Source organism: Nocardia sp. NPDC060259 (assembly GCF_042728775.1).
In the GTDB taxonomy this organism is placed as follows: domain Bacteria; phylum Actinomycetota; class Actinomycetes; order Mycobacteriales; family Mycobacteriaceae; genus Nocardia.
Genome location: NZ_JBHXAY010000117.1, coordinates 1 through 20,175, shown reverse-complemented (window position 1 = coordinate 20,175; position 20,175 = coordinate 1). Strand labels below are relative to the sequence as shown.

Below are 20,175 nucleotides of genomic sequence, written 5' to 3'. Positions count from 1 at the left end.
GACAGCTCGATCCTCACCCTCACCCCTTTGTGGCGCCCCCCCCGAGGGGCGCGCCACTAAGGTGAGCTCGAACTCCGGCTACTTTGCGGATGCGGGCATCGGCGAGTTGATGGTCGCGAAATACTGCGTCACCGCAGCGAGCGCCACCGGGGCCGACACCAGCAGCTGTCCTGCGATGGTGCCGAGCGCGCCGGCCGCCATCGCACCGCCGAGACACCCGAGGGCCGCAGCGGGAAGGAACGGCCCGAACAGTCCGACGATGGTGGCGGCCGCGACCGTAGCGCCGGCGAGTCCGCCCAGTACACAACCCACTGCCGCGCCGCCGATGCCGCCGACCAGCGCGCCGATACTGATACCGAGGCCGATGGTGCTGGCCATGCGCGCCCACGCCGCCTGCTCCCGCTCATACGGGGTGCGCCAGCCCGACTGGTCTTCGAAGGGCAGCGCCACCGGCTGGTAGCTGGCGAGAACAGGATCGAGCCGCGGGGTCAGGGTGGCCGTATTCGCACTGATGTCGGCGTGGATCGGGAAGACGAAATCGTCGACGCGGAAGCGTAATTCGGTTCCGGCGAGCAGCTTTCCGCCAGCGGACTCGATTCTGAATACCCCGTCCTCGACGGACATGGAACCGCTATCGATGGTGATGGTGGCCGTGGTGGTGTCACTGGTCGCGGTGAACCCGACGCTCTCGGCAGAGTCTGCGGACGCGGTGCCCGCGGACAGCCCGAGCGCGGCGATGAGCGCGGCGGCGGCAAGCGTGTAGGCGCGAATGGTCATGGCGTGGAAGTCCTCTGATCGCGGGAGAGTTGGCTACTTGGCCGGGCACAGTGCGGCGGAGGTGATATCGGTCAGCGCACCCAGCGCGGTGCCGTGGTCGGCGTTCACGGTCGCCACGATGGTCCGCTCGCCGTCGCGGGTGCCCATGCTGTAGGTAAAGGCGCCGTTGATCGCGCCCGCCATGCCGTACGCCGTGGTGCCGCAGGGCAGCGTCTGCTCGAAGATGCCTGCGCCATAGCGGGTCTGCGGAATCCAGCCCGCACCTTCGGTGCTCACAGTCGTCCACATTTCCCGGTGCAGTTCCGCCGGCAATAGTTCACCGCGCAGGATCGCCTCCAGGAATCGGCTGAGATCGGCTGTGGTGGAGATGATTCCACCAGCCGCGTAGCCCCAGGAGGCATTGATGTCGGTGACATCGTGGACCGGGGCGGCGGGGTCGAGGCTGGCGAGGTTGGAGTACATGCGCGAGTGCGGACCGCGAATCGTGAATTCCCCGTCCGGCGGCAGGTAGGTGCCGGACAGCTGGAGCGGCACGACGACCAGTCGTTCGAGTTCCGCGGCGAAGGTTCGCCCGGTCACCTTCTCGATGATCAGGCCGAGCAGATCGTGGTTGACGTTCGAGTAGCGGAAGCCGCCGCCGGGGGCGAAGTAGGGCGGGAACTTCACTGCGATCTCGACGATTTCGACCGGTCCCAGGTTGTCGAAACGGTGTTCCAGGTAGTTCTGGCCGACGAAGTTGTCGAATATCGTCTGATCCTCCAGGAAGTTCCGCAGACCGCTGGTGTGGTTCAGCAGATGCCGCAGTGTGATCGCGCCGCCGTCATTGCCATTGCCCTGCACCAGGCCGGGCAACCACTTCTCCACGGTGTCGTCGAGGCTCAGTTCGCCCTCGGCGACAAGACGCAGTGTCATGAAAGCGGTGAACGCCTTGGAGATGCTGCCGACCCGAATACGGTCCTCGGCCCGCTGCTGGCGGCCGTCGGTGATATCGCCGGCACCTGCTCGGCCCCACCAGGAACGATCGCCATCACGCAGTTCGGCCGCGGCTCCCGGCAGACCGGTGGCGACCGCACGCTCGAGAGCCTGCTGGACGGCTTGACTGGCTTCGGGGGTGGCGTTGGCCGGCGTGGCGGCGGTGGTGCCGCAGGCGGCGGTGCCGATGGCGGTGGTGGCGACGACGAGTGCGGCGATGCGGGCGCGAATTGCTTTGGTGCTCATGATCTTCTCCTTGTTCGCGACCACTCGGTCGCTGTCGAGAAGAAGAGTGCGCGCCCTCGGATTCACCGTGGTTCCGCCGCGGTTTCACGCTCGGCCCACGGTGAAACCGGCTCGAATCCCGCAGGTGTGCAGTGATAGGTCCGGCTCCCACGTCGTCTACCGACTGCCCGGGCGCACCGTCGCCCTGTCCCGGGACTACCGGAGCCCGCGGCCGTCTCCGACCACCCCGGACTCCCACAGCACCTCGGCTTGGCATCGCGCGAGCGTCTCGCCATCAGCGCCTTCGGCGACCACGATCTCGAACCCCCCTCGGAGGCTCCTGTCGGCGGCTCCCACGGCGTGGAAGACTCTCGGGTGCATCATTGTCAGCCACCCTCGGCGGGGCACATCGAAGAAGGGAACGCGGGCGACCTGCGAATCTGCTCTGGCCGACTGGTAGTCGAGGCGGACTTCGCTCTGAGCTGAGAAGAGGCGGCGTTTCCTAGGTGTAGGTTCCCGGCAATTCGGAGGACTTCTGACTGATCCGGAACTCGCAGGCGCCCGGACAGCTCATGCCCGAGACCGGGGCTCGTATCGGCCGATCCCTTGGAGCAGTTGATCGACCACACGCTCGAGGAAGGGTTCGTCAATCGGCTGGTGGGTCAGCAGTGCACGAAAGTGCGCTGGCGCGATCAACGCCTCCAGAGCCATTGCTGCGTCGACGGTTTCGGGAACTTCGCCCCGAGCTACGGCACGGTCGATCATTACCCGTGCGAGCTCGAATCGTGACTGCCAGAACTCGATCCGACTGCTTGCCAGCACCGAATCGTCATCAGCGACAGCCATTGCCCGCGCCAACGCGATCCCCTGGGGGCCTGCTTGGTATGTCGCAATCGAGCGGGCGAATTCGATCAAATCCTTACGCACCGAACCCGAGTCGGGTATCGGCAAGTGCTGGGAGCTGAAGCTGAGCAGCGCGTCGAGGATGACGTGTTCCTGGGTCCCGCAGCGTCGATAGATCGAGGACTCGTGCACCCCGGCGAGCCTTGCGACCTCGCCGATACTCACCGCGTCGGGACCGTTCTCCGCGGCCATTGAATCGAATCCGAGAGGTCGCGCAGCGGTGCGTCGGCATGGGCGTCACCGCCGGGCCCGAACTCCTCACCCGCGCAACAACAGCGCGGGCTCCTATTCCTGCGAAACTGTAGGGTTTTCAACCCACTCGGCGTACTTCTCGATCGTCCACGGCACCGGTGTCGCGCTGATCTCGGGCCCGCTCCACGGATGCAACTCCGCGACGCGTTCGGCGAGACGGTCCCGACCGGCTGCGGCGACGCGGAACGTCAACCTCCACTCCGGGCCGGTGCCGACTTTCCCGAGGTGCCAGAAAACGCTGTCCTGCTTGACGATCTCGGCACCAGCGGCGAGACGATCACCGACGACACTCGCTGCGATCGTGTGCGCGTCGTGTTTGGTAGGCAACGTCGTGGTCACGGCCCACACGCGAGATTCGGAAGTCATGATGTCGAGGCTAGCGCCGGGCGGTCGCGGTGGCGGCGATGTCACCACACGCCCGCACCGCCGCGGCCGGCGGCGGGTCATCTAGACCGCGAGATCAGCGCCGACGGTCTGCTCCGACACCCCAGCCTCCGCGGTATACGTACCGACAAGACCCCCGACGAGGTCGGCCTGCCCAGCTGACATCAGGTGCAGGCCGGCCAGCTCGTGCGGCTGGTGGAAGTGATGGCACTACCGCAGATCTCGCTGGGCGTCGTGCCTTTGATGCACGAACGCGGCGATGTCGGCTCTGCGGGATTCTGGATCGTCGACGACGACGTGGTCGCGCTGGAGCCCCCGATGGCGAGCATCCAGGTTGAACTGCCGAGCGTGCTTGGGGCGAGGGCGATTTCGAGCTACTTTGTCAGACCTAGCAGAGCGGCTGTGAGGCCGTAGTCGGGACCGAAGTCTTGCATGTTCCCCGTGCGGCAGCCGTCCGCGCGCATCTGGATCCGCTCGCAGAAGACACTGATGATCTCACCCGACAACGCTGGACCGATCAGTGCGTGAGTGCGGAAGTAGCGTCCCTCCTTGTTCATGGTTCCGTCGATGTTCTGCATCAGCAACGGCACGATATCGACGAGTTCGATCATCGCGCCGGAATTGGCGCGTAGCTGGTTGGTGACGTTGGTCAGGCCGGTGAGTGAGGCGGCGAGTTCGTCCTGGTGCCCGGCGAATGTGGTGCTGGTGTTGGCCAGGAACGCGTTGAGCTGATCGAGGGTGGCTTGCAGGCCGGGGGCCTGTTCGGCCAGTAGCCCCGACATGGCGGTCATCCGGTTGCTGAAATCGCGCACGGACTGGTCGTTGTCGGCCAGCATCGTCGTCAGCTCGTTGAGCTTGATGATGATGGTGGAGATGGCGTCCTTGTTGTCGACACCGACCTTCAACGCCGAGGACAGGGCGTCGAGGGTTTCGCGGATCTTCTGGCCGTTGCCGTTGAGTACCGGGTAGAGCACCCGGCCCGAGAGCGGGCCGAGTCCTTCCTGGCCGGGTTCGGGCTCGAGTGAGGCGGAGAACTGGTCGATGGTCCTGATCATCGCGTCCAGCTCGACCGGGGTGCGGGTGCGCGCTTTGGGCAGGTGCTCACCGGACTTCATCGACTCACCGCCGGTGTAGGGCGGGGTGATCTCGATGTGGCGGTCGGTCACGATCGAGGGCGAGATGATCGCGGCGATCGCTTCCTTGGGGATCTTCACTCCGCCGTCGATGGTCATGTGGACCTCGACGTAGGTGCCCTTGGGAATGATCTTGTCGACCTTGCCGACGGCCAGTCCGAGGACCATGACGTCGTTGCCCTCGTACATGCCGGCGATGTTCTCGAAGTCGGCCGTGATCTCGGTTGCGGGTGTCAACGCGGGCAGGGATGCGCAGCCGCTGAGTGCAAGGGCGGCCGCCCCACCCGCCAACACATATCGCCATCGGGCCCTGGTCCTGTTTCTGGCCAGCATTAGATCCCTTCGAACCGAAAGAAGTGATGAGATGGTCACAGATGATAGAAGCAAACAGCAGAGTAGGTGATGAAATCATCAAATTTGACCGATGACTCGGCTTGTGGGCGGCACCGCGTCCGATCGATGCCCGCACTCGGTCGCGCTCTCCCGGCCATCTGCTCGGTGCTCGAATCGGCCGTGAGGCTGCGTGACTTGCTCGGCATGGGGGGTGGTCGGGTCTGCGAGCTCACAACCGGAACGGTATGGATGATGTCCGTCACTCATGAGCGATCTATCATTGCCCTCGTTGGATGTTCACATCATTATTGATGAAATAGTCATCATAGCCGCGTGCTGCGTGCCTTATACGGATCGGTGAACGGAAGGCCTGCTCTTCGGGCCGGTGGTCCAGTGCCGGCCACACACGCTGCTCGAGCTCGATACGTCTGTCAGGAGGAAAGATGGGTTACGAACCAGTCGCGTCGCGGGCTTTGCCGGCGTCCGGTAGCACGGTTGCTGGACGGGCCGGTACCGGGGGAGTCCTCTTCGCGATGTGTACCTGTCTGGTGCTGGTTGTCGCTTCGGTGTCGGCGCTCAACCTGGCGATGCCGGACCTGGCCATCGACCTCTCGGCGTCCACGACATCGCTGACCTGGATCGCAGACGCGTACACCGTTGCCCTAGCCGCGCTCGTGCTACCGATCGGCGCACTCGGCGACCGATTCGGTCGCCGGAATATCCTGATCGCGGGCACGATCGTATTCGCGATCGCGTCCCTTGCCGCTGCCTCGGTCGACACCACCGAATTGCTCATCGGATGGCGTGCCGTGATGGGCGTCGGCGCCGCCATGATCATGCCTGGAACGCTGTCGACCATCACAGCGGCCTTTCCCGCCAACCGCCGGGACCGCGGTGTCGCGATCTGGTCGGGATTCGCGGCAGCTGGCGCGATCATCGGCCTGCTCGGTGCGGGACTCCTTCTCGAACAGTGGAGTTGGCGCTCGATTTTCGTCACCAGTGCCCTGGTCGCCGTTCTCGGCGGACTGGCGGCGCTGATCCTGGCCCCCAACACCAAGGATGAGGAACGGCACCCGCTCGACCATCCGGGGGCGTGGACCAGTGCTGTAGCGATCGGCGCACTCGTGTACGGAATCATCGAGGGCAGCGAGGCGGGCTGGACGAGCTGGCCCGTCGTTGTGAGCCTCGCGGTTTCGGCGGTCGCGTTGACGTTGTACGCGGTGCTGGGGCTCCGCAACAACCACCCATTGCTGGACCCACGGCTGTTCGGAATCCCGGGATTCCGGGCCGGCGCGATCACGATCCTTGTGCAATTCATGGCCGTCTTCGGGTTCTTCTTCGTCGGACTGCAGTACCTGCAGCTGATCCTGGGCTACAGCCCGCTGAAGAGCGCCCTGGCGCTGGTCCCGATCGCCGTGGTGGTCTTGCCGACCAGCGTCCTCACTCCGCGACTGACCCGAATTGTCGGGATCAAGGCGGTGATGGGTGTCGGGCTGTTGCTGCTCGCCGCCGGCATGCTCGCGTTGTCGTTCCTGGAGGTCGACTCCGGCTACCTCCCGTTCTTCGGCGGCCTGATCGTCTCAGGGCTGGGCGTCGGTCTGACGAGCACCGTCGGCACCGCGGTCATCGTCGGATCATTGCGGATCGAGCAACAAGGCGTGGCCTCGGCGATGAACGACGCGACCCGCGAAGTCGGCTCCGCGGTCGGTATCGCGCTGATGGGGTCGGTCTTCGCGAGTCACTACAAGTCGGCACTGCCATCGGTCGACCAGTTGCCGCCGGAAGCCGTCCATGCGGTGGAGTCTTCCCCAGCGGCCGGCATCCATGTCGCGGGTCTGATCGGTCCGCAAGGCCCGGCGCTGGCCGAAGCGGTGCGGTCGGCCTTCATCAACGGGCTCACGGCGTCGTTGATCGCGGTGGGCGTCATCGTCGCTGTCGCGGGTGTCGGTGCGCTGCTGTTCGCACCGCACCAGCAGCCCACTCCGGAATAGATGCGGCGAACGTCTGTGTACGCGCCGGATCGCGTGAATCGAATCAGAAAGGAGCGGTTGGGGATGTCGAATCTGCGCCGCCTCGTCACCGTGCCCGCGATGGGGGTCGTGCTCTCCGCCGCGCTGTTGGCCGCCGGGTGTGGCATCCCCGGCGGGACGCATCAGAGCGACGGAAACTCAACGGCTGGAACCCCGCACGCCACGCCAAGGGCCGTTCCGGTGGAGGCGGTCGTACCCGGCGACGCCGGACATCGATGGGCGGCTGCCGCCTCCGCGGTCTTGACGCCCGGCATCCAGGCGAACACGCAGGGAGCTGGGCAATGCACGACGAACTATGTCTTCGTCGACGACACCGGTGGGGTCTATCTCGGCCAGGCCGCGCATTGCGCCTCCCTGGGTGAGTCCACCGAAACCGACGGATGTCAGGCCACGAGTCAGCCGCTCGACACCGCTGTCCAGTTCACTCGCCATGGCTCACTCCGCGGCGCCGGCACCAACATCGGTACCGGCCGGCTGGCCTACAGCAGTTGGCTGACCATGCAGCAACTCGGTGAGGCAGATCGAAACGCGTGTGCGTACAACGACTTCGCGCTGATCGAGATCGACCCCGCACTCGTCGATCAGGTCAACCCGAGCCTGCCCTACTGGGGTGGCCCGACCGGGCTGAACACCACCGGCACGCCCGCGGGGGACCGCGTCTACAGCTATGGGAACTCGAGCTTGCGCGCCGGTCTCGCGGCGCTGTCGCCCCAGCGAGGCGAGAGCTTCGCCGATGACAGCTCTCTCGGCGGTTGGTCCCACGCGCTGAAATCGCCGACCCCCGGTATTCCGGGCGACAGCGGGGCCGCCTTCCTCGACAGCGAAGGACGGGCCGTCGGCACGCTCTCGACGATGGGGATCGGGCTCCCCATCGTCAACAACATCGGCGACCTCAGTCGTGAACTCGCCTACGCACGAGCGCATTCCGGGATCTCCGGGCTGCGCCTCGTGTTCGGAACCGAAGCATTCGACCCCAACCGGTGACAAGGAGTGGACAACGTGATTGCACGACGACGGATTGGGCGCTGGTGGGCCGGCGCGGTGGTCTGCGCCGCGTTGCTGGTCGGGGGCTGCGCCGCCGGTACCGCCGGGCTCACCTCGGGCACGCAAGCAAGCTCGGACGAAGCTCGGGATCAGCTGCTGCTGACGTCGAGTGAACTGCCCGCTGGATCTTCCCCGGTCGAGGTATCGGAAGACCGGATCGCCGACGGATTCGCCACCGCGGCGGGGGTCGCTGACTGGAGCACCACCGCCGGACCGTTGACCGTGATGCCGGCAGAATGCGGACCGGCGCAGAAGGACCTCGCGAATCAGCTGCAGCAGCTCACCGGCAATGCGTCATTCGCGGGCGCGCAGACCGTCGATGGCATCGTCTTCACGGAAGTCATCTCCGACACGGCCGTAGACCTGGCCTCGATCTCGGACATCCTTGCCCGATGCGGACAGATGACTGTGTCCGCATCGGTATTGGGCAAAGAAGTGAGCAGCACGAGCGTGGACATCTCGACCCTGTCCACGCCCGGCGATCTGAATACGCTGGGTGCCACCGCATTCCACACCGCGGTCCGTTCCGATGTGGTCGGGCAGCAGGCCATGGCCACGAGCTCCTACACCGGGTGCGCAGTCATCGGCGGCATGACCATCGTCGTTCGCGCCGAGAATCTGGCAGGGGGCGGCGAGAGCGCGTTCGTGGCCGTCTTCAACTCGGCCGTGGAGAAGGTGCGGGCCGCCATGCAGTAGCTCCTGCACTCGATGCCGTCACCGACAGGGCGTTGCCTGCCCGGTCCTGGAAGTTCGGAACAGGAGGATGCGGATGACACATCACTCATATATGATGAACTTATCAAAGAATGCCCTTGCCTTCGTCACGTGACGAACGCAACGGAGATGAGAGGAAGCTGCTGTCCATGGATCGGATCGACGTACATCAGCACCTGATACCGCCCGTGTATCGGGAGGCGCTGATCAGTCAGGGGATCAGCGCCGCGGGTGGACGCGAGGTACCGGCCTGGTCGGTGGACTCTGCCCGGGAGATGATGAACGAATCCGGGATCGGGGCGGCGGTGCTGTCGGTGTCGACCCCGGGAACCAGCTTTCTGGCCGACCCGGACGACGCCGCGACCCTCGCCCGTGCCGTGAACGACTTCTCCGCGGCTGTCGCAGACCAGGAGCCCGACCGCTTCGGCTTCTTCGCGACGGTTCCGTGGCCGGACGTGGATGCGGCTGCCGCGGAGGCGACGCGGGCACTGGACACCCTCAACGCCGACGGTGTGGTGCTGCTGAGCAACGCGCGCGGCGTGTACGTCGGGCAGCCGAACCAGGACGCGCTGTTCCGGGTGCTCGACGAGCGTTCGGCGGTGGTGTTCGTGCATCCGGCGGATGTGCCGGGACCGACCGTGGACGGAGTGCCGCCCTTCGCCACCGACTTCCTGCTCGACACGAGTCGCGCCGCGTACCTGCTCGTCCGCAATGAGATTCGCCGACGATATCCCAATATCCGGTTCATCCTCAGCCACGGCGGCGGGTTCGTACCATACGCCGCGCACCGGATGGCGCTGGCGATCTTCAGCGAGACCGGGCGCAGTCCCGTCGAGGTGCTCGAGGAGTTCGCCGGCTTCTACTTCGACACCGCATTGTCCTCGAGCGCGGCGGCGCTGCCGAGCTTGCTGGCCTTCGCCGATCCCGGTCACGTGCTCTACGGCAGTGACTGGCCCTTCGCGCCACAGGCCGCAGTGGCCTGGTTCGATGCCGGACTGGGGGAGTTCGACGGTGTCAGCCGAGACGCTCGAGACGCGATCCGCCACGGCAACGCCGCCGCGCTGCTTCCCCGCTTCGGCGGAGCACCGGCCGCCGTGCCGACGGCTCCGCTGTTGACACGGACGCGCCGCGAGCTGCGCAGGCGCGCCTTCGGGGCGATCGCGCGGGCGGCCTCTCGGCGGGCCTGACTCAGCGGCCTACGCCCCGGTCTGCAGGGGCAGGTCGGGGTTGGTGGGCAGCTCGGGCAGCGGGGCGGAGCTGAGGCGTTGCGCGGACCGCTTGTTCATGCCGAACATGCGCAGGGCTCGATAGGTCATCTCGTCGGCGAGTGCGGCCGCGTCCGCGTCGGGTTTGGCGTCGAGCAGCTGGAGCAGTCCGAGCAGTGTTCCGCCCGCCGCCATGATGGCCAGATCGGGATCCATCGGTTCGAAGCGCCCGGCCTCCTGGGCGGCGATGATGTCCTGGCGCGCGCTGGGTGCGAGCCCTTGATCGCGCAGCATCACTCCCATGCCGGAGTGGAGGACGACGCGCACCATCTCTGGGAGCTGGCGTTGCAGCCGACCGGTCAGCCGGAAGCTGACCGCGAAGATCTCCGCGGGGTCGTCGTAGCGGGCCACGATGTGGTCCCGCATCTCGTTGTAGACCTTCAGCGCGGACTGCACGGCCTCGTCGAAGAGCTGTTCCTTGGAATCGAAATGGTTGTAGAAGGATCCGAAACCGACGTCCGCGGCGTCGGTGATCTCCTTGATGCTCACCGCCGACTGGCCTTCGGACAGGAACTTCCGCGCCGCACCGAGCAATGCGTTGCGCGTGCGTTCCCTGCGGCGATCGGTACGCGTGGGTGCGATCTGTTCGGCTGTCATCTGCCCTCCACCTCGAGTTGCCGCAAGAATCATAACTGATCGTACATTCAGTACCGATTCGTGCGCAGATGTGTGACGGTGGTATCTCATGTACGTCGAGTGAGGGCGTCGACGTACCGATCGATCGTCGCGGGCAGGGCGGATGAGGGGCATAGGCGAGCGACATATGCGTCGAACGTGATGCCCCTCATCCGGACTCGCGCTTGGAATCTAACTTCGGCCGTAGATTTCGTCGATGAGCGCGGCGTGATTGGCGACGACCGCGGCACGTTTGACCTTCAAGCTCGGCGTGAGCTCGCCGGCTTCCACGCTGAGCTCGCGGGGAATGATCCGGTACTCCTTGATCGTTTCCCAGCGATTCAGCGACGCGTTCACCGCATCGATCGCGGTCCGGACGGTGTCGCGAATCGCTTCCTGCTGCATCGATGCGGTCACCGCGGTATCCAGGGTGAGCAGAATGCTGGCGAAGTGTCTCCCGTCGGCGATGACGACAGCTTGCGAGACGATCGGGCACGCGGACTTCACGGCCGACTCGATGGCTGTCGGCGCGATGTACTTGCCCCCGCTGGTCTTGGCGAGGTCCTTCTTTCGATCGGTGATGGTGAGGAAGCCGGACTCGTCGACCTGACCGATGTCGCCTGTCGAGAACCAGCCGGAGGGTGAGATCACAGCGGCTGTTTGGATGGGGAGGTTGTGGTAGCCGCGCATCACGCCCGGACCGCGCAGGAGAATCTCGCCGTCCTCGGCGATGTCGACTTCCATGCCGGGGAAGGCTGTTCCGACGGTGCCGATCTGTGCGGTGCCCGGCCGGTTGACGAACGATGCTCCCGTGGTTTCGGTCAGCCCGTAGCCTTCGAGGATCGGTAGTCCTGCGGCCTCGAACCACTCCGCGATCTGGGGCGCCAATGCCGCACTGCCCGACACGAGGTATTCGAGGTTGCCGCCGAACCGCGAGCGGATGCGGGAGAACACGAGCCGGTCGGCGATCGCGAGCGCGGCCGAGTGCCAGGGTGGGATCCGCTTTCCGGACTGCCGGCCTCGCACCGCGGCGATGCCGAGCGAGAAGGCCCACCGGTAGGCCGCCGCGCTGAGCCCGCCGGAAGCCGTGGCGGTGGTGGCGACCCGGCTGTAGATCTTCTCGAAGATGCGAGGTGCGGCTGCCATGAACGTGGGCTGGATGACCGGAAGATTGTCGATGATCCTGTCCAGCCGGCCGTCGATGGCGGTGATGAATCCGATCTCGTACTGCGCCGCCAGGAGCAGCTTTCCGAAGACGTGGGACAGCGGCAGCCACAGGAACTGCACGTGGTCCGGCCGTACCACCTCCTCGGTGGCGACCGCTGCTCCCAGATACAGCCAGTTCCCGTGGGTCAGCTCGACACCCTTCGGGCGCCCGGTCGTGCCCGAGGTGTAGATGATGGTCGCCAGGTGGTCGGGGGCGAGCTGTGCCAGTGCCTCGTCGATCGAGGCCGGGTTGGCTGTCAAGTACTGCCGCCCGGCCTCGATCGCCGCTGTCCACGACAGCACCCCGGGTTCGGAGCTGTCACCGTCGAAGAGGACGACCTGCCGGATCGCCCCGACGAAGCCGGATTCTGTCCGCAGCTTCCGCAGCTGTTCGACGTTCTCGACGAACGCGACCGCGGCGCCGCAGTCGGTGAGGATGAAGGCGACGTCTTCCGGGTTCGTCGTGGGATAGACGGTTGTCGCGGCCGCCCCGGCCAACGATATGCCGAGGTCGGCGAGCACCCACTCGATTCGGGTTGAGCTGGCGACAGCCACCCGATCCTCGGCGCGGACGCCCATGCCGAGCAGCGCGGCGCTGAGCTCGCGCGCTCGGACCGCGGTCTCGGACCACGTCAGCGACTGCCAGTTGTCAGCGTGATCCGGGTACCGAAACGCTTCTGCCTGAGGGTTACGGTCGCACTGGGCCAGAAATCGGGCGCCGACCGAATCGAACCCGGTGTGGGTGACAGGCAATGGACTCTCTTTCACTTGAAATCGACTGCTGCGAACAGTTGTCGGGGGGTAGGGATTTCGATCTCGTCAGACGCGGGCCGGCCGGTCGAGCCGCACGACCCCGCGAGACAGCGCAGACGACTCGCTGCCCGCCTGCTGAATGGTTCCGTCCGGCCGGACGAGAACGGCTCCCGCGCCGTAACCCCGCAGCCACCGGCTCAGGATCGCGGACGAGGTCGCCTCCACGACAACGGCATGACGGCTCTCGAGCTCTCGCCGCAGGGCGGCATCGATCGGCACGTCGGTGACCACCGCGTACCGGCCCGCGATGAGGTCGTCGAGACGGCGGCCATCGGCGAGCCCCGGGTTGGGGATCAGTCGGCCGACCGCTCCGCGGTACCGGCGCGGAGCATCGACCAGGGCGCTGCGGTGGAGCGCGGGTGTCTCACCGGAGGCGACGAGGCGAGACACCAGCGGCATGTATCGAGCGCAGATGCCTACGCCGCGGCGTACCCGGTCACCGAGCCGGCCGCCCGCGGACATGACGACGCCGACGGTCCGCGCCAGGCGAATCATGGCTTGTGCGTGCGGCTTACGCTCGATCTCGTAGGTGTCGAGGATGTCGTCGGACAAGCGCCCCTGCAGCACTGCGGCGAGTTTCCACGACAGGTTGGCGGCATCGCGAAGGCCGGCGCCCATGCCCTGACCGATGAACGGGGGCGAGAGATGCGCCGCGTCACCGAGGATGAAGATCCGGCCGAGACGCCAGCGGTCGGCGAGCGCGGCACGAAAGGTGTACTCCGCGACTCGGACGAGCTCGAGGGCATCGAGCGGTACGCCGTCGAGCCAAGGTCGGAGTCGCGGCAGGAGCTGCGCGATGTCCTGGAAGTCCGCCGCCTTCTCGCCGTCGTCGAGCCGGAATTCCCAACGGTATCGGGTGTCGCCGATACGCATGAAGGTGGCGGCGTGCGTGGCATCGCAGACTTGCTGGATGCCGTCCCATTGACCGAGGTCCGCCGCGGTGCGGATGTCGACCACCAGCCATCGTTGCCGGAAGCTACCCTCGCGCAGCTCGGTACCGATCGCGTCGCGAACCCTGCTGTTGGCGCCATCGCACCCGAGTACGTACCGCGCCCGGATGCTGCTCGGTTCGCCGGTGGATCGATCGGTGTATTCGACTCGGACGCTGTCGATCTCGTCGATGACGCCGGTGACCTCGACCTCGCCCCGCATCGTCACCGACGGGTACCGGCCGAGGTTGTCTCGCAACAGTGCTTCCAGTACCGGCTGATCGAACAGGTTGGCCTCGACGTGGCCGTTGGAGCCACCGTTCGGATCTCGGTCGAACTGTGCGAGGACCTCATGGTCGACGCTGTCCAGAAGTCGTAGGCCCAGAGCGGGTCGCGATGTCGCGTCGAAAGCCTCGCCCACGCCCAGCCTGGTGAGAATCCGGCGTACCTCACCGTCGAGGTGTACTGCCCGCGGTTGCGGATACACACCGGGCCAGCGCTCGAGGACGACACACTCGATTCCGTACTGCGCGAGCAGGGTCGCCGCAGTGAGACCGGTCGGTCCCGCGCCCACGATGGCGACGGGCACGATCGAAGTGCTCATGCCGTCGGCCTGTCGCTGGTGCCGCGAGGTGCGGATATCCGACCAGGGAGTGCCGACCAGGCGATCACCGTGCGTACCGCACAGCCGTACGTTGCCTGCCCAGATCGACGGCGCCGTCGTCGGTGGCGATCGCCGCTTCGATGACGTCACCGTGCTGGAGATACTTCGAGTTTTTGGCCTGGCGGTCGAAGAACAGCTTCCACTTGATCTTGGGCGGCAGCATCGCGCCGATGACCTCCACCGGCTTGGCAGGCGCGCTGATCGCGGTCCCCACCGGGGTGCCGGTGAGGAGCAGATCTCCGGCGTCCATGCGCTGGAACCGGGACAGCGCCCGCACGGTGTCGAGCGGCTTGTAGATCATGTCGGCCACGGTCATGTCCTGGCGCTTGTCGCCGTTGACCCACAGCCGCAGCCGCAGGTCGACGAACCGTTCCAGCTCGCCGTCTTCCAGGAGTACCAGCGCGGGGCCCGTCGGGGTGAAGGTCGGGTACGACTTTCCCTCGTAGTACTGAGTTTGCGGCAATTGCACGTCGCGTGCGGAGATGTCGTTGGTGACGACGAGTCCTGCGATGTAGTCGCCGAGGTTGTCGGCGTCGATCTCGGCACCGACGGGCATCTCCTTGCCGAACACCAGCCCGATCTCGACTTCGTAGTCCAGCAGCCGCACATGGCTCGGACGAATGACGTCGTCGTGGGGCCCGCTGATCGATCCCGATGTCTTCCTGAAGAAGGTGAGTGGTACCGAGTCGGGATCGCCGCCGGAATCCTTCACGTGGGAGGCGAAGTTCGTCATCTGAGCGACCACTCGACAGGGGGTCGTCACCGGGGACAGCAACGCGAGCTCGTGTACCGGGACCAGGTCGGCGTTGCGGGCGGCATCGGCGATCGTGGCACGGTCGGCGAGCAGCTCGGCGGTCGTGGTGGCGCTGGTCTCGATGCGGGCCGCGCCCGCGCCGGTGTGCAGCCACCAGCCGTCGATTGTCCGGAGAACGGTGTGTGTCATGAGCGAGCTACTTTCATCAGGCCGACGAGGCGGCGGAGGTCGAATTCGTTGTCTTCTTCACGGAGTGCGCTGACCATCGCGCCGAGTTCTGCCGCGGCGTGCCGACCGGGTGCGACTCCGAGGAAGTCGGCGGTGGCGGGCGGTCCCCACTGCGCGAGGCCCGAGGCGGTCATCGGAGCCCAGCCGGGTGCCTCGGTGTTGTCGAACAGGTCGCCGTCGCTGAAGTGCTCCACCATGAATCCGTCCGGATCTCGCCAGTAGTCGAAGATCTGACTGCCCTGGACGTGCCGGCCGATGCCCCAGGAGTGGTGGTAGCCGTGGTCGTGCAGGTAGGCGCCGCCTGCGGCGAGGGTGTCGAGGTCGGGCACCTGGAAGGCGGAATGCACGTACCGGTTGCTCGGCCCGAGGGTCAGGGCGAGGGTGTGGTGATCGGTCGGGATCGACCCCTGGTCGCAGCGGATGAAGCTCATAACCGGGCCACGTTCGCGTTGCCGGTCGTAGTAGAGGAAATCGCTGACGATGAGGCCGAGGTGCTGGAGGTACCAGTCGAGGGTTTCCCGATAGCGAGTGGTCTGTACAACGACGTGTCCGAGTCGCTGGATCGGTGCGGGTTCGCGCGGCGGTCGCTGGGGCCTGTTGATTCGTATCGTTTCGTCCCCGCGGTTCCAGTCCAGCGGGGCAGGGGTCGGTAGGGGATCGAGGCGATGCGTTTCGGCCACCACGCGCACCCGGAGGCCGCTGGGGTCCGTCGTGCCGACCGTCCAGCCACCGAGCGACTCCTGCAGCGGGAATGTCCTGGTGTCGAGCGCTGTTGCCAGCCGCTCGAGATCGGTCAGGTCGGCGGCGTGGAAGACCGGGCCGGTGAACCGCGAGACGGCCCCGCGGCGGATCCGGACGCACGGAGCTCCTGCGCGGGCGCCGCGTAGTTGCAGTTCGTGCTGGTCACGGTACGCGGTGCGGAAGCCGAACGCGTGGGCGAACGCCTCGGCTCGGATCAGGTCGGGCTTCTCGAATTCCAGCCAGGCGAGGTCGAGGACCTTGATGACGGGATTCGGGTGTCTGCCGGGATGCTCGCCGGGTAGGGCGCCGTGTTCGCTGTGTATCCCTGTGTGTGCATCGCGATGGCCATGCATCGGTGACTCCTTCGCTTGACTGACGATATCATCACTCAAGACGTATCTGTCAGTCAAGGGCTATTGGATGATATCGTCAACTATGAGTATGCGATCATTGATGCGAGGTCGGGATCGATGGATTCCGAGTGGAGGGCATGATGGATGACGGTGCGAGCACCAATCGTCTGGAGCGGCGAAAAGCGCGAACTCGGGCCGCGCTCGTCTCAGCTGCGCAGGTCTTCATCGCCCAGGGCAGACTCAACGTGCCCATTTTGGAGATCACGCAGGCCGCGGACGTCGGCATGGGGTCGTTCTACAACCACTTCTCGAGCCGGGAGGAACTCCTGCAGGTGGCGGTGGGGGAGGTCCTCGACCGGCTAGGCGCCGTGCTGGATGAGCTGACGGCCGGGATCGACGATCCGGCGCATGTCTTTGCCCAGAGCTTCCGCTTGGCCGGCAGACTCCATCGGCGTGAGCCCACCGCCAGCAAGGTTTTGCTCGCGGAGGGACTTGTTTACGCGGGCTCGGGCAAAGGAGTCGCCGCACGGGCGCGCCGAGATATCGAAACGGGTGTGCGAGCAGGTCGATTCTTAGTGCGCGATGTCGAGCTCGCGCTGGTTATCGTGTCGGGCGCTGCGCTGTGTCTCGGGCAGTTGCTGCACGAACAGCCGACTCGCGACGACTCCGCGGCCGTCGATCAGGTAGCCGAAGACCTGCTTCGGATGCTCGGGTTGAGTGTGAACGAGGCGCACGACATAAGTCAGCGCCCCTTGCCTGAGCTCTGAGTCGGCCTATGCCTTGCCCTGGGAAGGTCGATGTGGGGTGGCCGGCCGACGTCGCTGACGGCCGGGCGCGACACGGGGCGACCCCATGGGTTGGTGATGTAGCTGCTGATCGAACAGCCATGCTTGCGGCCTGAGACAGGCTGGCGCCGTGGTTCTTTCCCCTGAGCTTTGCTGTCGGCCGGCGGTTGTTCACTGTGGGTACGGCGTAGACCCACAGCGAACAACGACTCGTCGGATCGGTTCAGCCGATAGCCCCGGACAAGGTGGGAAGCATCTTGACCACCTGGGCTTCCCAGTACATCCAGGCGTGGATGCCGGCGGAAGGGAAGTTGTAGGTCACAGCAGGTGCCCCCAGTGCGGTCATCCGCGCCTGGAACGAACGTGAGTTGCTCAGGGAGAGTGTCTCGAGCGCTGATCCCTCTGCCGCCGCCCGACTCGGCTCACCCGACTCTGTCGGCACACCGGTTGCGGCCGACACCCAGACCCTGGTCCCGTTCTTGATCAAGTCGGGCGCGAAGAACATGGGATCCATTCGTTCCCATTTATCGGACGTCGGCGAACTGATCATGCACGCGATATTGTAGCCACCGGCCTTGGCCATCGCCGCGGCGATCGCCCCGCGCATGCCCGGCGCCGAAGGGCTGAGATATCCGGACAGTGATGCGGCATAGCTGAACTGACTCGGGTGGTGGGCCGCGAGCGCCAGCGCAGCGCTTCCGCCCATCGAGAGTCCCACTACGCCGTTACGTACCGGGGACAGGCCGAGTCGTTCGTGCAATGCGCCAGGCAGTACCCGAGTCAGCAGTGTTTCCCAGGTGTAGGTGTAGGATTTTCCGGGGCCGGTCTCCGCTGTTTCCACCGAAATATTTGCGATTTCGGATGGTGAGCTCTCCGGCTGACGGGAGGGGCGGTCCCAGTCCATGTAGAAGCTGGACTGTCCGCCGATCGGCATCACAACGTTGATATTGTTTTCCGTCAGAGTTCGAGCGACCTCTGTTTCGATTTCCCATCCGTTGAGGTCTTCGCGTGCCCACATGCCATCGAGGGCATACACCACACGCTGTGTGTTGCCGTCTGCCGCGCGGAATACTCGGCTCTTGACGGGCCCCATGTCGGAGTCGACCCAGAAGTCGACTCCGGTCGGGTTGAAGGCGGCGTTCGCGCGAGGCACGGTCGTGTAGACGAGAAGTACTGCGAGCGATGAGAACAGGGACAGCCAAAATGTCATTCGGGCGAGCGCGATCAACGCTTCGTCTCTTTTCTGGGGTAGTCGGATCCAGTTGTGCGACCGGTCGGCTGGGCGGCGCCCAGCTCGAATTGGATCCTACGGAGCAGATATGAAGATTCTGGCTGCCTGATTCTGAGACAAATTTTAATCCAGGTCGCTTCTCAGCACGTACCCGACGCCATGGATGGTGTGAATCAATCGGTCGCGGTCACCTGATTCCAATTTGCGTCGAAGGTGAGAAATGAAGACTCCGACCACGTTGCTCTGCGTCGGAAAACTGTACCCCCACACCAGTTCGAGGAGCTGCTCGCGGCTTACTGTCTGACCGTGGTGCAGGGCGAGAGTATGCAGCAGGTCGTACTCGCGCCGCGTCAGGGCGATTTCCTTGCCCGCGATCGTGACGCGTCGAGACGAGTCGCTGATCTGAAGCGGACCGATTGTGAAGGTAGGTGGGTGGACGACCTGCTGGCCGCGGGTACGGCGCAGCATCGCGTGGAGACGTGCGGTGAGTTCCTCGAGAACGAACGGTTTCACGAGGTAGTCGTCAGCGCCCACCTCGAGGCCTTCGACTCGCTCGGCGAGGCCGGTCTTCGCGCTGAGGATGCATATCGGTACATCGCTACCGAGCGCACGGATCGCACGAATCACCTGGAGTCCGTCGAGATTCGGCATCTGGAGGTCGAGGACTATCGCGGCCGGTGGATGGCTTCTGAAAACATGGATCGCCTCGACTCCGTCGGCTGCTGTACGCACCTCGAAGCCGAGGAGGGTCAGCCCCCGCTCGAGCGACTCGCGGATGTGCACCTCGTCGTCGACGACGAGGACCGGGTCCGGTGCCTGATAGCCAATGGTCGCCGGCGTCACCGCGCCTGTGTGGGGTTCCGTCACGAATGCAGACCGACAAGTTGGTCGCTGGCCTCGCGAAGACGCTGCCCCAGGATCGGGTCCTGTGCCTCCATGGACGGCAGGCGCAGCTCACCGTCCTCGAAGTAGCCGCCGGTGGTCTCTTTCAGTGCAGGGTCCGTGGCGAGGGCGGTGAGTCGGTGAGCCCCGTCGGCTGCTGGAATCATTCGTACGCGCTTGACCGCTGCCACGATCGGCTTGGCGAACCACGGGGCGTTGTTCCATATGCCGGTGGCTACCATCCCCGGGTGAACGGCATTGACCGTGACCCTGGACTGTTCGAGCTCCGCGGCAAGGCTTCGGGCGTACAGGACGTTGGCGAGCTTGGACCTCGCGTATGCCTTCATGGTCGAGTAGCCGCGAAGGTAGTGGAGGTCGTCGAAGTCGATGTTGCCGCGGTAGTGCGCGGTGGATGCCGTGATCACGATGCGGGCTGACTCCGGGGACACGAGCAGCGGCTTGACGGACTCGGTCAAGAGGTATGGCGCAAGATGATTGACGGCGAAGGTGGCTTCGTATCCGTCTCCGGTCGTGGTATGCGACGCAAACACCGCGCCCGCATTATTGATCAGGATGTCGATCGCGTCGTACCGATTGCGTACTGTCGTCGCGAGAGATCGCACGGAGGCGAGCGACGCGAAATCGGCCTGGAGCACATCCGTTCGGGCGGCGCCCGCCGCACGGGCTCTTGTCGATGCGGCTTGCAGCCGGGCTTCGTCTCGGCCGACCAGCACGAGGTGCGTGCCAGGAGCGAGTTGGATGGCGCATTCCAGGCCGATGCCTGACGTTGCGCCAGTGATGAGAATTGTCTGCACGACCCCTCCGCGGTCAAGATCAATAGTGATGACTTAATCATATGTGGTTGTTGTGACTGGAAGGCAATCGGCAAACCGGGCTCAGGGAGCTGCCGGGCGCGCAGAGGGCCGCTGCGCGCCCGGCGGC

18 protein-coding genes are annotated in these 20,175 nt (G+C 65.5%); 5 read left to right on the top strand and 13 right to left on the bottom strand.

Annotated elements, in window-relative coordinates; genetic code table 11:
* Window positions 1–78 precede the first annotated feature (78 nt).
* The 5 genes from ACFWF2_RS29045 to ACFWF2_RS29025 form a co-directional block, all read right to left on the bottom strand.
* Entirely contained in the window at window positions 79–777 is a 699-nt protein-coding gene (locus ACFWF2_RS29045; RefSeq protein ID WP_379310646.1) for a hypothetical protein, read from the bottom strand.
* 33 nt (window positions 778–810) lie between these two features.
* Complete coding sequence (locus tag ACFWF2_RS29040; protein ID WP_379310645.1) at window positions 811–1,995, bottom strand: serine hydrolase domain-containing protein; 1,185 nt, start codon at window positions 1,993–1,995, stop codon at window positions 811–813.
* A gap of 549 nt (window positions 1,996–2,544) precedes the next feature.
* Window positions 2,545–3,069, bottom strand: a complete 525-nt coding sequence (locus ACFWF2_RS29035) for a TetR-like C-terminal domain-containing protein (protein WP_379310644.1) — start codon at window positions 3,067–3,069, stop codon at window positions 2,545–2,547.
* Between the two features lie 93 nt (window positions 3,070–3,162).
* On the bottom strand, window positions 3,163–3,495 hold the full coding sequence (gene cutA, locus ACFWF2_RS29030; RefSeq protein WP_379310643.1) for a divalent-cation tolerance protein CutA: 333 nt from the start codon (window positions 3,493–3,495) through the stop codon (window positions 3,163–3,165).
* Window positions 3,496–3,887: 392 nt separating this feature from the next.
* Window positions 3,888–4,979, bottom strand: a complete 1,092-nt coding sequence (locus ACFWF2_RS29025) for an MCE family protein (protein ID WP_379310642.1) — start codon at window positions 4,977–4,979, stop codon at window positions 3,888–3,890.
* Between the two features lie 533 nt (window positions 4,980–5,512).
* On the opposite strand from ACFWF2_RS29025, the gene ACFWF2_RS29020 reads away from it, so the two are divergent.
* The 4 genes from ACFWF2_RS29020 to ACFWF2_RS29005 all read left to right on the top strand — a co-directional run bounded on the left by ACFWF2_RS29020 (window position 5,513) and on the right by ACFWF2_RS29005 (window position 9,954).
* Window positions 5,513–6,970: an MFS transporter gene (locus tag ACFWF2_RS29020; RefSeq protein WP_379310641.1), complete on the top strand. Its 1,458-nt coding sequence runs from the start codon at window positions 5,513–5,515 to the stop codon at window positions 6,968–6,970.
* Between the two features lie 99 nt (window positions 6,971–7,069).
* Complete coding sequence (locus tag ACFWF2_RS29015) at window positions 7,070–7,993, top strand: hypothetical protein (RefSeq protein ID WP_379310647.1); 924 nt, start codon at window positions 7,070–7,072, stop codon at window positions 7,991–7,993.
* A gap of 6 nt (window positions 7,994–7,999) precedes the next feature.
* On the top strand, window positions 8,000–8,749 hold the full coding sequence (locus ACFWF2_RS29010; RefSeq protein ID WP_379310640.1) for a hypothetical protein: 750 nt from the start codon (window positions 8,000–8,002) through the stop codon (window positions 8,747–8,749).
* Window positions 8,750–8,916: 167 nt separating this feature from the next.
* Window positions 8,917–9,954 (top strand): amidohydrolase family protein, encoded by a 1,038-nt coding sequence (locus ACFWF2_RS29005; protein ID WP_379310639.1) that lies wholly within the window; start codon window positions 8,917–8,919, stop codon window positions 9,952–9,954.
* A gap of 9 nt (window positions 9,955–9,963) precedes the next feature.
* On the opposite strand, the gene ACFWF2_RS29000 is transcribed toward ACFWF2_RS29005, so the two are convergent.
* From ACFWF2_RS29000 to ACFWF2_RS28980, 5 genes are all read right to left on the bottom strand, one after another.
* A complete protein-coding gene (locus ACFWF2_RS29000; protein WP_379310638.1) occupies window positions 9,964–10,629 on the bottom strand; it encodes a TetR/AcrR family transcriptional regulator in 666 nt (221 codons plus the stop codon).
* A 210-nt stretch (window positions 10,630–10,839) separates the two neighbouring features.
* Window positions 10,840–12,606, bottom strand: coding sequence for an AMP-dependent synthetase/ligase (locus tag ACFWF2_RS28995; protein ID WP_379310637.1), 1,767 nt, complete (start codon window positions 12,604–12,606; stop codon window positions 10,840–10,842).
* A 66-nt stretch (window positions 12,607–12,672) separates the two neighbouring features.
* Window positions 12,673–14,199: a bifunctional 3-(3-hydroxy-phenyl)propionate/3-hydroxycinnamic acid hydroxylase gene (locus ACFWF2_RS28990; protein ID WP_379310636.1), complete on the bottom strand. Its 1,527-nt coding sequence runs from the start codon at window positions 14,197–14,199 to the stop codon at window positions 12,673–12,675.
* A gap of 64 nt (window positions 14,200–14,263) precedes the next feature.
* A complete protein-coding gene (locus ACFWF2_RS28985; RefSeq protein WP_379310635.1) occupies window positions 14,264–15,202 on the bottom strand; it encodes a fumarylacetoacetate hydrolase family protein in 939 nt (312 codons plus the stop codon).
* Entirely contained in the window at window positions 15,199–16,335 is a 1,137-nt protein-coding gene (locus ACFWF2_RS28980) for a VOC family protein (RefSeq protein ID WP_379310634.1), read from the bottom strand. The genes ACFWF2_RS28985 and ACFWF2_RS28980 overlap by 4 nt, the downstream gene beginning before the upstream one ends.
* 128 nt (window positions 16,336–16,463) lie before the next feature.
* Between ACFWF2_RS28980 and ACFWF2_RS28975 the strand changes: the two genes are divergently transcribed.
* Window positions 16,464–17,102 carry a TetR/AcrR family transcriptional regulator gene (locus ACFWF2_RS28975; protein ID WP_379310633.1) on the top strand — a complete coding sequence of 213 codons (639 nt, stop codon included), beginning with the start codon at window positions 16,464–16,466 and terminating at the stop codon, window positions 17,100–17,102.
* Window positions 17,103–17,343: 241 nt separating this feature from the next.
* Here ACFWF2_RS28975 and ACFWF2_RS28970 read toward each other — a convergent pair whose 3' ends face one another.
* The 3 genes from ACFWF2_RS28970 to ACFWF2_RS28960 all read right to left on the bottom strand — a co-directional run bounded on the left by ACFWF2_RS28970 (window position 17,344) and on the right by ACFWF2_RS28960 (window position 20,048).
* Window positions 17,344–18,348: an alpha/beta hydrolase gene (locus ACFWF2_RS28970; RefSeq protein ID WP_379310632.1), complete on the bottom strand. Its 1,005-nt coding sequence runs from the start codon at window positions 18,346–18,348 to the stop codon at window positions 17,344–17,346.
* A gap of 126 nt (window positions 18,349–18,474) precedes the next feature.
* The gene (locus ACFWF2_RS28965; RefSeq protein ID WP_379310631.1) at window positions 18,475–19,194 is read right to left on the bottom strand and encodes a response regulator transcription factor; all 720 of its coding nucleotides are present in this window, start codon (window positions 19,192–19,194) and stop codon (window positions 18,475–18,477) included.
* 20 nt (window positions 19,195–19,214) lie between these two features.
* Window positions 19,215–20,048: an SDR family NAD(P)-dependent oxidoreductase gene (locus ACFWF2_RS28960; protein ID WP_379310630.1), complete on the bottom strand. Its 834-nt coding sequence runs from the start codon at window positions 20,046–20,048 to the stop codon at window positions 19,215–19,217.
* Between the last annotated feature and the right edge of the window lie 127 nt (window positions 20,049–20,175).

Coding starts and splice junctions, on each gene's coding strand:
- ACFWF2_RS29045 (WP_379310646.1), bottom strand. CDS start 777: ATGACCATTCGCGCCTACACGCTTGCCGCCGCCGCGCTCATCGCCGCG.
- ACFWF2_RS29040 (WP_379310645.1), bottom strand. CDS start 1,995: ATGAGCACCAAAGCAATTCGCGCCCGCATCGCCGCACTCGTCGTCGCC.
- ACFWF2_RS29035 (WP_379310644.1), bottom strand. CDS start 3,069: ATGGCCGCGGAGAACGGTCCCGACGCGGTGAGTATCGGCGAGGTCGCA.
- cutA (WP_379310643.1), bottom strand. CDS start 3,495: ATGACTTCCGAATCTCGCGTGTGGGCCGTGACCACGACGTTGCCTACC.
- ACFWF2_RS29025 (WP_379310642.1), bottom strand. CDS start 4,979: ATGCTGGCCAGAAACAGGACCAGGGCCCGATGGCGATATGTGTTGGCG.
- ACFWF2_RS29020 (WP_379310641.1), top strand. CDS start 5,513: ATGTGTACCTGTCTGGTGCTGGTTGTCGCTTCGGTGTCGGCGCTCAAC.
- ACFWF2_RS29015 (WP_379310647.1), top strand. CDS start 7,070: ATGGGGGTCGTGCTCTCCGCCGCGCTGTTGGCCGCCGGGTGTGGCATC.
- ACFWF2_RS29005 (WP_379310639.1), top strand. CDS start 8,917: ATGGATCGGATCGACGTACATCAGCACCTGATACCGCCCGTGTATCGG.
- ACFWF2_RS29000 (WP_379310638.1), bottom strand. CDS start 10,629: ATGACAGCCGAACAGATCGCACCCACGCGTACCGATCGCCGCAGGGAA.
- ACFWF2_RS28990 (WP_379310636.1), bottom strand. CDS start 14,199: ATGAGCACTTCGATCGTGCCCGTCGCCATCGTGGGCGCGGGACCGACC.
- ACFWF2_RS28985 (WP_379310635.1), bottom strand. CDS start 15,202: ATGACACACACCGTTCTCCGGACAATCGACGGCTGGTGGCTGCACACC.
- ACFWF2_RS28980 (WP_379310634.1), bottom strand. CDS start 16,335: ATGCATGGCCATCGCGATGCACACACAGGGATACACAGCGAACACGGC.